Below are 11664 nucleotides of genomic sequence, written 5' to 3'. Positions count from 1 at the left end.
CATGACGAATCCTTCGCAAACGCCCCCGCCGCAGGAACCGCATAGTCCACACAAACCGCGGCGCTGGCCCATCGTGCTTGCCGCGCTCGTCGTGATCGGGCTCGCTGCGCAGGGCATCTGGTCGCGCCATAGCGCGCACGCGGCGCTCGAACGCGACGCGAAAACCGCGAGCACGCTTTCCGTGCAAGTGGTCACGCCGCAGCGCTCGGCGCGCGCGCTCGACCTCGTGTTGCCAGGCAACGTGCAGGCGTTTCTCGACACGCCGATCTACGCGCGCACGAACGGTTACCTGCGCAAGTGGTACTTCGACATTGGCGCGCATGTGAAGGCGGGGCAATTGCTCGCCGAAATCGACGCACCCGAAGTGGACGACCAGCTGCGTGCCGCGCGCGCCGATCTCGCCAACGCCGAAGCCAACTACGCGCTCGCGAAAACCACGGCCGACCGCTGGACGCAGATGCTGCAAACGCGCTCGGTGGCGAAGCAGGACACCGACGAAAAGGTCGGCGACATGCTCGCGAAAAAAGCCACGCTCGACTCCGCCCGCTTCAACGTCTCGCGGCTCACGCAACTGCAGTCGTACGAACGCGTGACGGCGCCTTTCGACGGCATCGTCACCGCGCGCAACGTGGACGTGGGCGCGCTCATCGACGCGGGCAACGGCGGCAGCTCGCAGAAGGAACTGTTCCATCTCGCGCAGGCCGACCGGCTGCGCGTATACGCGAACGTGCCGCAGGCGTACGCGCAGCAGATCCGTGTGCAGCAGCATGCCTACCTCACGCTCAACGAGGAGCAGGGCAAGCACTTTCCGGGCATCGTCGCGCGCACGGCGGGCGCAGTCGACGCGCAGCAGCGCACGATGCTCGTGGAAGTCGATGTGGACAACCGCAGCGGCGAACTGCTGCCCGGTGCCTATGCACAGGTCCACTTCGCGCTCGACGGCTCGGCCACGCCGATGACGCTGCCCGGCAACGCCTTCCTGTTCCGCCCGGACGGCGTGAAGGTGGCGACCGTCGATGCGCAAGACCGCGTGAAGCTGGTGAAGGTCACGCTCGGCACCGACTTCGGCACGCGCGTCGCGGTAGCGGCGGGGCTCACGGGCGACGAGCGCGTGATCGTCAATCCGCAGGACGCGATCGTCGACGGTACGCCGGTGCGCATCGTGCAGCCGCAGCACGCGGCAGGTGCGGCGCATGGCGCGAGCGGTGCGGGCACCAACGCGCAAACGCAGGGCGAATGATGAAACACGCACGCGTTCGACTTCTCGCGCTGGCCATGCTCGGGGCACTCGGCGCCTGCACGGTTGGCCCCGACTACGTGCGCCCGGCCACGCCCGTCGCCGCGACGTTCAAGGAGCTCGAAGGCACGGGCTGGACGATTGCGCAGCCCGCGGACAACGCGTCGCGCGGCGCGTGGTGGACGATCTACGAGGACCCCAAGCTCGACGCACTCGAAGCCGAGGTCGAGCGCGCGAACCAGAACGTGCAGGCCGCCCAGGCGCACTTTCGCGCGGCGCGCGCGAACGTCGCGCAGCAGCGTTCGAGCTATTTTCCGCTCGTGACGGCGAGCGGTGACTTTTCTCGCTATCGCACTTCGCAGAATGTGCTGTACACGTCGAAGGCCGGTCAAACGATCAACGACTACGCCGTCGGCGTCGACGCCACCTGGGAACCCGACATCTGGGGCCGCGTCGCGCGCAACGTCGAGGCCGCCAAGGCGAATGCACAGGCAAGCGCCGCCGACATGCAGGCCGTGCTGCTCTCGATGCAGGCCGAACTCGCGACCGATTACTTCGAACTGCGTGGCATCGACCGCGAACGGCAGTTGCTCGACGACACGATCGAGGCCTACCGCGAATCGCTCGAACTGACGCAGCATCGCTACACGGGCGGCATCGCCACCGACGCGGATGTGGGCCAGGCGCAAACGCAGCTACAGACCACCGAGGCGCAGGCGATCGATCTCGGCGTGCAGCGCGCGCAACTCGAGCATGCCATTGCGATTCTCATCGGGCGGTCGCCTTCCACGTTCACGCTCGCCGTCGCGCCGAAGGAGGCTTACGCCGTGCGCGCAATCGCGAGCCCGCCTGGCGTGCCCTCCACGCTGCTCGAGCGGCGGCCCGACATCGCCGCTGCCGAGCGCCGCGTAGCCGCCGCGAACGCGCAAGTGGGCGTGGCGACGGCGGCGTTCTTCCCGACCCTCATGCTTGCGGTCACGGGCGGCCTGGAGGCGACCAACTTCAGCCAGTGGCTCGTCGCGCCCGCGCGCTTCTGGTCGCTCGGGCCGACGCTCGCGGGCACGCTGATCGACTTCGGCGGGCGCGAGGCGGTGCGCAACGAAGCGCGCGCCCAGTACGACGAAAACGTGGCGCAGTACCGCCAAACGGTGCTCGACGCGTTCGGCGACGTCGAGGACAACCTCGCTGCGCTGCGCGTGCTGGAGCAGGAGGCGACGGCTCAGGACCGCGCGGTGGACGCCGCACAGCGCACGCTCGTCACCATCAACAATCGCTATCTCGGCGGCGCGATCACGTACCTCGACGTGGTCGTCGCGCAAACCACGGCGCTCAACAACGAACGCCAGGCCGTGGCGATCTCGCGCCGGCGCATGGCGGCGAGCGTTGCGCTCGTGAAGGCGCTGGGCGGCGGATGGAGCGCGACGGATTTGCCGAGCGATGCGGCGCTCGTGCATCCGGACGACGCGCAAAAAGCGCTGCCCGCCAGCGAACCGCAAGGCGCTTCGGCGAGCGCGCCGAGCGCCGCTCGCGGCGCGCAGCCGGGCACGTCGCGAGTACCGGGCTAAAACGTCCACGCGGTTGCGCCGGGCACCCGACCTGCGGCGCTCGACGACGCGGATCGCCCAACAGGCGTATCGTTGCGCCTTTGTAATTTATCTGCGCTTTGCGTGGGACCCGTAGTAAGCGTTAAAGCGCTAACTACGGATCGACAGGAGAACTAGTCGTGACTGCATCACCGGGCGCCTCGCGCAATTCCGCGCCCTCCGCCGTTCCGTACATCGAACGCGGCACCCCCGAATTCTGGCGCGCGAGCCTCGCGCTGCTGTTCGCCGGCTACGCCACCTTTTCGCTTCTCTACTGCGTGCAGCCGCTCCTGCCCGCGTTCTCCGAAACCTTCGGCGTGAGCCCCGCGCAGAGCAGTCTCTCGCTCTCGTTCACCACGGCGGCGCTCGCCATCGCGATCTTCGTCGCGGGCTTCGTCTCCGAAGGCTGGAGCCGGCGCGGCATGATGACCGCGTCGCTGTGCGCCTCGTCACTGCTCACGCTCGCCACCGCTTTCGTGCCGCACTGGCATCAGCTGCTCGTGCTGCGCACGCTGCAGGGCATCGCGCTCGGCGGCGTGCCCGCCGTCGCCATGGCGTGGCTCGCAGAAGAAATGCATCCGGAGGGCCTCGGCCTTTCCATGGGCCTTTATGTGGGCGGCACGGCCATCGGCGGCATGGCGGGACGCGTGATCACGGGCATCGTCACCGACCTGTTCGGCTGGCGTGCGGCGGTCGCCGTGATCGGCGTGCTCGGGCTCGCCTCCATGTTCGCGTTCCGCTCGCTCCTGCCGCCCTCGCGCCACTTCGTGCCGAAGAGCGGCCTGGGTTTCGCGCATCATCGCGCGGCGCTGCTGCGCCATTTCGCGCGGCCGGGACTGCCCATGCTGTTCGCCATGGGCTTCGTGCTGATGGGCAGCTTCGTCACGCTCTACAACTACATCGGCTACCGGCTGATCGCGCCGCCTTATCACATGAGCCAGGCGGCAATCGGCGCGATCTTCCTCGTCTACCTGACGGGCGTGGTCGCCTCGCCGTGGTCGGGCCGCATGGCCGACACCTTCGGACGCGGCCGTGTGCTCATCACCAGTCTCGCGCTGATGCTCACAGGCGTCGTGCTCACGCTGTTCGCACCGCTCGCGGCCATTGCGGCGGGCATCGCCTGCCTGACCATTGGCTTCTTCGCCGGGCATGCGGTGGCAAGCGGCTGGGTTGGACGGCTCGCGCGCGAAGCGAAGGGCCAGGCCGCCGCGCTCTACCTGCTTTCCTATTACCTCGGCTCGAGCGTGATGGGTTCGATTGGCGGCCACTTCTGGACTGCGGCGGGCTGGGCAGGCGTGGCCGGCCTCGTGATCGTGCTGCTGGTCGTGGGGCTCGCGCTGGCACTCAAGCTGCGAGCGCGCGAGCGCGCTGGCGCGGCCTGAGTTCGCGATATCGCCGGGCGCGGTACGCAACGTGCGCGCTCGCCTCGTTGTGCACTGCGCGCCGGCGCAATCGAAAGGCATCCGTAATATTTAGACGACTCGCGATTTAAGCCTTGCGGGCATCGCACCGCAGCGCAACGCCGCCTCTGGCGCGCTTTTGCGGTGCGGCATGCACTTCACGATGAGCGTAACGGCACACACGCGCGCCGCTGCACTCACCGCCCTCACCTATACTCGATTTCAGGCCCGGGGCCGCAACGTCATGCCATTGGCATGACGACGAGAATGACAACCATTGCGCGCCCGCGTCGCCTATACGATAAGGAGACGAGCATGGAAGGTTATTTCACGATCGGCGATTTCGTGATGATCATCCCGATGGCCCTCGCTGGCGCGCTCTTTCTTGGCGCGGTGCCGTGCGCGACGGAATTCAGACACAACACGCTACGCGTGATCGGCGCGCTGATCGGCGTGCTCGCAGCCGTTGCGCTTGTCGAGACGCTGCCCGCGCTGATGTAGCGCAGGCGAATTGACCACGCGGCATCCTCGCGGCGCAACGCGCCGCGGCTTGCGCGCACGCGCGCCATTGGCTCGCATCGACCCTCTCAGCCGGGATCGAAGCCCGGCTGCAATCCTTTGAATTGACGCAACGCGGCGGCGAGATAGCCCGCTCGCGCCGTCATGCCTGCGGCCTCTTCGGCATGCGCGAGGGCGGGCAGCGCCGTCCACGGCAGCGTCGGATGCAGATGATGCTGGCGATGCAGATGATGATTCATCAGCAACACGCCCAGCGCGCGCGGCACGCGAAAATCGCGCGATCTGCCCGGTTCGTCGAGCGCGACGCCGTAGTGCGGCAAGTTATCCGCTACCGACAGCCACAGTCCGCGCAGGTACATCGCCGCGAGCAGCACGGGCCAGGCCTTGCCGTACAGCACGAACGAAGCCGCGTAAAGCGCGAGCGAGGCGAGCCAGTCGCGCCGCGCGCGGCTGCGCCTCACGGGATCGGCGGCGTGGTTCGCGAAGAGCCGCTGCACCTGCACGCCTTCGCGACCGTGCGCACCCACGCCGCGCTCGATGATGTCGCGTGCGAGGCGCACAGGCATAAACGCGAGGAGCGGCAACAGCAATTCGGCCAGGTACAGTCCGCCCATCAACCGCGCGTAGTACGAAATGCGACGACGCCAGCGCGGGCCGCTCGCGTCGTGCATGTCGTGCACATCGGGACGGTCGAACGCCTCGCGCGTGAAGCGGTGATGCATCAGGTGTCCGAAACGTACGGCGTCGAACGGCATCGCCAGACCGATCGAGAGCGCGCGCGCAAGCCACTCGTTCACGCGCCGGTCGCGCGCCAGTTGCCCGTGTATGCCTTCGTGGATGAGGCCCCAGTGGATAGGCGTGGCAAGCACGACGGGCGCGAGCGTGGCCAGCAGAACAAGCGTCGGACCGCCTGCCGCGTGCAGCAAAAGCGGCAAGCCGACGAGCTGGTAGCACAGCACCGTGAACGCGAACGCGATCAGCCCGGCATTCGCGCGGGCCGCCGTTGCAGGCTGCGGCGGGCGCGGCGCACGTTTGGTCCGCCCGGCGGGTTCGGCGTGCGTGGCGGTGGGGGAAAGCGCTTCAGATTCGGCGCTCAAGGACTCCATGGTGATTCCTCGCGGCAAAGGCTGCCGCGACGTTAGCAGGGCCACATGACAAAGCGAAGAACGGCGCGCCGCGTGGCCGGGGCACGCAATGACCCGATCTTTCGGGCATAAAAAAACCGCCTCGCAAGGAGGCGGTTTTTCATGCCGGGCGCGCGCCGCTCAGATGTGCTGATCGGTCGACGGCCTCTCCCACAGGTTCACGCCGCCTTCGGTCGCATAGCGGTCGATCTCCGCGAGTTCTTCCTTAGAGAACTCCAGGTTCTTCAATGCCGCGACGTTCTCGCGCACCTGCTCCGCGCGGCTCGCGCCGATCAGCGCCGAGGTCACGCGGCCGCCACGCAGCGTCCAGGCGATCGCCATTTGCGCGAGGCTCTGCCCGCGGCGCAGCGCCAGGTCGTTGAGCTTGCGCACGTGCTCGATATTCTGCGCGCTCAGGTGCTCGCTCTTGAGAGAGCCGCCGCCCGGACGGTTCACGCGCGCGTCTTCAGGCACGCCGTTCAGATACTTGTTCGTGAGCACGCCCTGCGCGAGCGGCGTGAACGCGATGCTGCCCGTGCCCAGGTCCTCGAGCGTGTCGAGCAGCTCTTCCTCGACCCAGCGGTTGAGCATGTTGTACGACGGCTGGTGAATGAGCAGCGGCACCTTGTATTCGGCTAGAAGCTTGGCCATCTCCCGCGTCCTGGCGGGCGAATACGACGAGATGCCGACATACAGCGCCTTGCCCTGCTGCACCGCTGTGGCCAGCGCGCCGGCCGTTTCCTCGAGCGGCGTTTCCACATCGAAGCGATGCGAATAGAAAATGTCGACGTAGTCGAGCCCCATGCGCTGCAGGCTCTGGTCAAGGCTCGCGAGCACGTACTTGCGCGAGCCGCCGCCCTGGCCGTACGGGCCCGGCCACATATCCCAGCCCGCCTTCGACGAGATCAGCAGCTCGTCGCGGTACGGACGGAAATCGTCCTTGAAAATACGGCCGAAGTTGGTTTCGGCGCTGCCGTACGGGGGGCCGTAATTGTTCGCGAGGTCGAAGTGCGTGATGCCGAGATCGAATGCGGTGCGCAGGATGTCACGCTGGGTCGAGATCGGCGTGGTATCGCCGAAGTTGTGCCACAGACCGAGCGACAGCGCGGGCAGCTTGAGCCCCGACTTGCCGCAAAAGCGGTACTGCATGTCCGAATAGCGTTCTGAGGCTGCTTCGTAAGCCATGGTGATCCTCGGCGAAAACGGGTAGTGAGCGAAGGGATGGGTGCGGACGCGCCGTGGGGCACGCCGTTCGCGTGAGGCAGCTATGTTAGCCAATCCGCCCGAGCCGTGCAGATGCCCACTATGCGGGAAAGGCGATGTAAGGCGCGTGAGCGCGCACGCCGGGCCGCCAGAAAAACCGCACCCTGGACGCGCAGCGGGCACTCGCCTACACTGCGGCGTCCATCCTTTGCGTGAGGTTGTTCATGGCCAAAGCGATTTCGATCGCGCTCATCGCCTGTGGCGTCGTCCTGCTGTACTTCGGCGGCCAGTCGCTCCATTCGTTCGCAAACGACATGTCGCGCCTCTTCACCGGCGCGCCGACCAACCGCACGATCCTCCTGATTGGAGGCGGCATCGCCGCGACACTCGCGGGCATCACCGGGCTCGCGATGTCGGGGCGCCGGCGCTAAGCGAAAGCCGCGCAGCGCCCGCTCAGAACTTCACCTCGGGCTTCGCTGCCGAGCGCGTGCCCGGCAGCGGCACGTTGCTCGCGCCGTGATACGTGTACACGAGCGAAAACTTCACCTGATCGCTCTGGTTCTGCCCCGCCGAATGCAGCGTGTTGCAGTGGAAGAAAACCACATCGCCGGCGGCGAGCGTCGGGGCGACTGCGCGGTCGATCCACGCCTTGTTCTCGGGCAGGTCGGCGCGGAAGAATTTCGCGGCGTCGAAGCGATCCGAGGTGAACGGCGCGTCGTGCGAGCCCGGCACGAGCCACAGGCCGCCGTTCTCCATCCTCTCCGGCCCGAGCGCGAGCCAGACCGAAACGAGGTCGTCGCGCTCGAACGACCAGTAGCGCACGTCGCGGTGCCAGCCCGTGAGGCTGCCGTAGTGCGGGTGCTTCGTCATCATGCAGTTGTGATGCGCGCACGAGAGGACCGGCTCCTCGCCGAAATACAACTCCATCCACCCGGCGATTTCCGGCGACGTGGCCCATTCGCGATACAGGGCGTGGCGCGAGTAGGCGTCGAGCAGGCGCCGCACCGTATGGCCGCCCGGGGCGTCCTTCGATTCGGGCGCGCCGGGGTAGCGCAAATCGGCTTCGAATTCGAGCGGCGCGGCAGCCGCCTGCAACTGCTCCTGCGCCACCCGCTTGATCGCCTCGCAGCGCTCGGGCGAGACGAGCCCCGGCACGACCACGAAGCCGCGCTCGCGCAGCGCCTGCACCTGTTCTTTCTTTGACTGGACTGACATGGGACTTCCGTTATGCGATCTCGATGCGAGCAAGGGCCGCAGCCTGCGTTCGTGGCTTCGCTAAACAACGTGGCCAAACGACACGGCTGAGGCGTCGGCGCGCGCCGACGCTTCGATTGTAAAGCGTGCCGGCACGGCGGGAAGGACCACGCTGTCACACGAGGTGGCTCCATGCGCCGCGTCAACGAGCCGCACGCGAATGGCGCGCACGCACCGCGATGAGGACAAAGGGTGGGATCGTATGCATCAAAGGCGCGCAGGGCCGGGTATTAACCGACTTTCTGCGGTCATCATTCGCGTGTAGCCTGTTTCGCATGTTGTTTTACATCGTCGAATTCTCCTCGCACCGACGGATCGCGGTGAACGCCTTGCCGCATAAGGCGCTCCAACAGAAGAATCCGTCGCTTCGCGTCCCACGCCGCGCCATGCGGCCCGTCTCCCGTCCACCCAGATCGTGATGCCCTGGAAGACAGGCACGTTTGCTGCTCGACGCAATGCGTCGCGCAAGGCGCACCTCGAACCCGATTGCTCAACCGCCATGCCTACCCTCTTCGATAGTCAACGCATGACCCACGCTGCCCATACAGCCCTGAAAGCGGCCCGGCCGGCCCGCCGTCATCTGGTGCGCGCACTTCGACACCACACCGCGCGTACCCGCGCGCTCGCGCAACAGGTGCGCGAAACGAAGCCCGTCGACAACATGCGCACCTGGTTCCACTCGTTCTTCGCCGTGCTGCGTATGCGCTCGGGCGCGCGCCACTTCTCGCTGCGCACGCTGCTCTATCGCCCGAACGCGCCGCTGCGCACGCTCGCCGCGCCCGCCACGGTTCACGTGGCGCGCAGCACGCGCAAGCCGCGCCGCATGGGCGCGAGCAGCACGGGCTGGTTCGGCTTCGCGATGCGCTAAGACCCGGCGCGGTCCGCAGAAAACAAAAAACCCCGCACGGGCTTGCGCCCTGCGGGGTTTTTCTTCGTCGTACCGCAACGCGCTTGACCGGCGTTGCCGCCGGCCAGCGCGATACGAGCTTGCGAACGCTTACGCGAGCGCTGCGCTCACCGGCTCAGTGCCGGCGGCTTCGGCCAGCGCAAGCGCGCGGTCGGTCGCTTCCCACGAGAATTCCGGCTCTTCGCGGCCGAAGTGGCCATAAGCGGCGGTCTTTTCGTAGATCGGGCGCAGCAGGTCGAGCATCTGGATGATGCCCTTCGGACGCAGGTCGAAGTGTTCGCGCACGAGCTTCGTGATGGTCGCATCCGAAACCTTGCCGGTGCCGAACGTGTTGACCATGACCGAAGTCGGCTCGGCCACGCCGATCGCGTACGACACCTGGATCAGGCAGCGCGACGCGAGGCCAGCGGCCACGATGTTCTTCGCGACGTAACGGCCAGCGTAGGCGGCCGAGCGGTCCACCTTCGACGGATCCTTGCCCGAGAACGCGCCGCCGCCGTGCGGAGCTGCGCCGCCGTACGTGTCGACGATGATCTTGCGGCCCGTGAGACCGCAATCGCCCTGCGGGCCGCCGATGACGAAGCGACCGGTCGGGTTCACGAGGAACTTGATGTCGCCCTTGATGAGCTCGGCCGGGAGGACCGGCTTGATGACTTCTTCGATCACGGCTTCGCGCAGCGTGCCGAGGTCGATGTCCGGCGAGTGCTGCGTGGACAGCACGACGGTGTCGATGGCGTGCGGCTTGCCGTCGACGTAGCGGATCGTGACCTGCGACTTTGCGTCCGGACGCAGCCAGGGCAGACGGCCGTCACGGCGCAGGTTCGACTGGCGCTCGACCAGACGGTGCGAAAGGTGGATCGGCAGCGGCATCAGCTCGGGCGTTTCGTCGCACGCATAACCGAACATCAGGCCCTGGTCGCCGGCGCCCTGGTCGAGGTTGTTGTCGTGCGCGCGGTCCACGCCCTGGGCGATGTCCGGCGACTGCTTGTCGTAAGCGACGAGCACCGCGCAACCGCGGTAGTCGATGCCGTAGTCGGTGTTGTCGTAACCGATGCGCTTGATCGTGTCGCGCGCGACCTGGATGTAGTCGACGTTGGCCGTGGTGGTGATTTCACCGGCCAGCACGACGAGACCCGTGTTGCACAGCGTTTCCGCTGCAACGCGCGAGTACTTGTCTTGCGTGAGGATGGCGTCGAGGATCGCGTCCGAGATCTGGTCGGCGACCTTGTCCGGATGGCCTTCGGAGACGGATTCGGAGGTGAAGAAATAGTCGTTTGCCACGTGTCAGGCTCCTTGTAGCTGGTGACGGTTGAGTTCACGTAGCCAGCTTCGGGAGCTTTGAAGCGGCGACGCTTTAGCGGAATTGCTGCCCGGCTGCTGTCAGTGACTCAGTCATTGACCGGCATCCGGCTTCGCCCCGCAAGTTGTCTATTAACTCGGCGAAGCCCTTATTATAGCGACTTCCTTAAATTGTCGCAGGGTGTCCCCGCGTGCCGTTCGTTTCCTTCCTCACAGTTCGCAAACCTTGCCGCGGAGTTGCCGCATGCTAGGCAAACTCGGCTCCCGTTTCGCCATCGGCTTGCTCAAGCTGTTCGCGATCCTGCCCTATGGCTTGGTCGCCCGTCTGGGCGACGGCCTCGGCTGGCTGCTCTACCAGATCCCGAGCCGCCGCAAGCGCGTCGTTCATACGAATCTGCGCCTGTGCTTCCCCGAATGGAGCGACGAAAAGCGCGAGGAAGTGGCGGGGCTGCACTTCCGTCACGCCATTCGCAGCTACATGGAGCGCAGCGTGCAATGGTTCGCCTCGGCGAAGAAGCTCGAAAAAATCGTCGAGCTCGACAGCGAGATCGATCTCACCGATCCGAACCTGCCGCCCACGCTCTTCCTCGGCTTGCATTTCGTGGGCATCGAGGCGGGTTCCATGTTCCTCAACTACTCGCTGCACCGGCCCTGCGGCTCGCTCTACCAGCCGTTCTCGAACCCCGAGTTCGAAGCCGCGGCCAAGGCGGGACGCAGCCGTTTCGGCGCGGAAATGGTGAGCCGCGCGGACAGCGCGCGCGCCGTGCTGCGCTGGCTGCGCGACAAGAAGCCCGTGATGCTCGGCGCCGATATGGACTACGGCATGCGCAATTCCACGTTCGTGCCCTTCTTCGGCGTGCCGGCATGCACGCTCACGGCGGTCGGGCGTTTGGCGAAGGTGGGTCATGCGCAAGTCGTACCGTTCATCGGCGAGGTGTTGCCCAATTACAAGGGTTATCGGCTGAAAGTGTTCAAACCTTGGGAAAATTATCCAACCGGCGACGACGACCTCGACGCGCGCCGCATGAACGCTTTCCTCGAAGAACAGATTCCGCGCATTCCCGAGCAGTATTACTGGGTCCACAAGCGCTTCAAGACGCGGCCGCCGGGCGAACCCAGCGTCTACGACTAAGCGTTG

General features: G+C 66.4%; 11 protein-coding genes. 7 read left to right on the top strand and 4 right to left on the bottom strand.

Translation table 11 applies throughout. From position 1 onward, the window contains the following. The first annotated feature begins 1 nt into the window (after position 1). From FAZ97_RS00420 to FAZ97_RS00405, 4 genes are all read left to right on the top strand, one after another. Positions 2–1240, top strand: coding sequence for an efflux RND transporter periplasmic adaptor subunit (locus tag FAZ97_RS00420; RefSeq protein WP_158756677.1), 1239 nt, complete (start codon positions 2–4; stop codon positions 1238–1240). Beyond that, positions 1237–2802: an efflux transporter outer membrane subunit gene (locus tag FAZ97_RS00415; protein WP_407671782.1), complete on the top strand. Its 1566-nt coding sequence runs from the start codon at positions 1237–1239 to the stop codon at positions 2800–2802. The genes FAZ97_RS00420 and FAZ97_RS00415 overlap by 4 nt, the downstream gene beginning before the upstream one ends. Positions 2803–2960: 158 nt before the next feature. Continuing rightward, the gene (locus FAZ97_RS00410) at positions 2961–4202 is read left to right on the top strand and encodes an MFS transporter (RefSeq protein ID WP_158756676.1); all 1242 of its coding nucleotides are present in this window, start codon (positions 2961–2963) and stop codon (positions 4200–4202) included. A gap of 333 nt (positions 4203–4535) precedes the next feature. Next, on the top strand, positions 4536–4721 hold the full coding sequence (locus FAZ97_RS00405; protein WP_028203177.1) for a hypothetical protein: 186 nt from the start codon (positions 4536–4538) through the stop codon (positions 4719–4721). A gap of 86 nt (positions 4722–4807) precedes the next feature. Here FAZ97_RS00405 and FAZ97_RS00400 read toward each other — a convergent pair whose 3' ends face one another. Together FAZ97_RS00400 and mgrA are read right to left on the bottom strand one after the other, a co-directional pair. Next, complete coding sequence (locus tag FAZ97_RS00400; RefSeq protein WP_158756675.1) at positions 4808–5845, bottom strand: fatty acid desaturase family protein; 1038 nt, start codon at positions 5843–5845, stop codon at positions 4808–4810. A 159-nt stretch (positions 5846–6004) separates the two neighbouring features. Continuing rightward, a complete protein-coding gene (mgrA, locus tag FAZ97_RS00395; protein ID WP_158756674.1) occupies positions 6005–7048 on the bottom strand; it encodes an L-glyceraldehyde 3-phosphate reductase in 1044 nt (347 codons plus the stop codon). A 242-nt stretch (positions 7049–7290) separates the two neighbouring features. Between mgrA and FAZ97_RS00390 the strand changes: the two genes are divergently transcribed. Continuing rightward, positions 7291–7497: a DUF3185 family protein gene (locus FAZ97_RS00390; RefSeq protein ID WP_069264683.1), complete on the top strand. Its 207-nt coding sequence runs from the start codon at positions 7291–7293 to the stop codon at positions 7495–7497. A 22-nt stretch (positions 7498–7519) separates the two neighbouring features. Here FAZ97_RS00390 and FAZ97_RS00385 read toward each other — a convergent pair whose 3' ends face one another. Next, complete coding sequence (locus FAZ97_RS00385; RefSeq protein ID WP_158756673.1) at positions 7520–8281, bottom strand: phytanoyl-CoA dioxygenase family protein; 762 nt, start codon at positions 8279–8281, stop codon at positions 7520–7522. A 565-nt stretch (positions 8282–8846) separates the two neighbouring features. Between FAZ97_RS00385 and FAZ97_RS00380 the strand changes: the two genes are divergently transcribed. Continuing rightward, positions 8847–9188 (top strand): hypothetical protein, encoded by a 342-nt coding sequence (locus FAZ97_RS00380; protein ID WP_407671781.1) that lies wholly within the window; start codon positions 8847–8849, stop codon positions 9186–9188. A gap of 129 nt (positions 9189–9317) precedes the next feature. On the opposite strand, the gene metK is transcribed toward FAZ97_RS00380, so the two are convergent. Further along, positions 9318–10508 (bottom strand): methionine adenosyltransferase, encoded by a 1191-nt coding sequence (metK, locus tag FAZ97_RS00375; RefSeq protein WP_158756671.1) that lies wholly within the window; start codon positions 10506–10508, stop codon positions 9318–9320. A gap of 262 nt (positions 10509–10770) precedes the next feature. On the opposite strand from metK, the gene FAZ97_RS00370 reads away from it, so the two are divergent. Continuing rightward, positions 10771–11658: a lipid A biosynthesis lauroyl acyltransferase gene (locus FAZ97_RS00370; RefSeq protein WP_158756670.1), complete on the top strand. Its 888-nt coding sequence runs from the start codon at positions 10771–10773 to the stop codon at positions 11656–11658. The last annotated feature ends 6 nt before the right edge of the window (positions 11659–11664 follow it).

The organism is Paraburkholderia acidiphila (assembly GCF_009789655.1).
GTDB classification, from domain to species: Bacteria; Pseudomonadota; Gammaproteobacteria; order Burkholderiales; family Burkholderiaceae; genus Paraburkholderia; species Paraburkholderia acidiphila.
This window is presented reverse-complemented; position numbering and strand designations above follow the sequence as displayed.

Coding starts and splice junctions, on each gene's coding strand:
- FAZ97_RS00420 (WP_158756677.1), top strand. CDS start 2: ATGACGAATCCTTCGCAAACGCCCCCGCCGCAGGAACCGCATAGTCCA.
- FAZ97_RS00415 (WP_407671782.1), top strand. CDS start 1,237: ATGATGAAACACGCACGCGTTCGACTTCTCGCGCTGGCCATGCTCGGG.
- FAZ97_RS00405 (WP_028203177.1), top strand. CDS start 4,536: ATGGAAGGTTATTTCACGATCGGCGATTTCGTGATGATCATCCCGATG.
- FAZ97_RS00400 (WP_158756675.1), bottom strand. CDS start 5,845: ATGGAGTCCTTGAGCGCCGAATCTGAAGCGCTTTCCCCCACCGCCACG.
- mgrA (WP_158756674.1), bottom strand. CDS start 7,048: ATGGCTTACGAAGCAGCCTCAGAACGCTATTCGGACATGCAGTACCGC.
- FAZ97_RS00390 (WP_069264683.1), top strand. CDS start 7,291: ATGGCCAAAGCGATTTCGATCGCGCTCATCGCCTGTGGCGTCGTCCTG.
- FAZ97_RS00385 (WP_158756673.1), bottom strand. CDS start 8,281: ATGTCAGTCCAGTCAAAGAAAGAACAGGTGCAGGCGCTGCGCGAGCGC.
- FAZ97_RS00380 (WP_407671781.1), top strand. CDS start 8,847: ATGACCCACGCTGCCCATACAGCCCTGAAAGCGGCCCGGCCGGCCCGC.
- FAZ97_RS00370 (WP_158756670.1), top strand. CDS start 10,771: ATGCTAGGCAAACTCGGCTCCCGTTTCGCCATCGGCTTGCTCAAGCTG.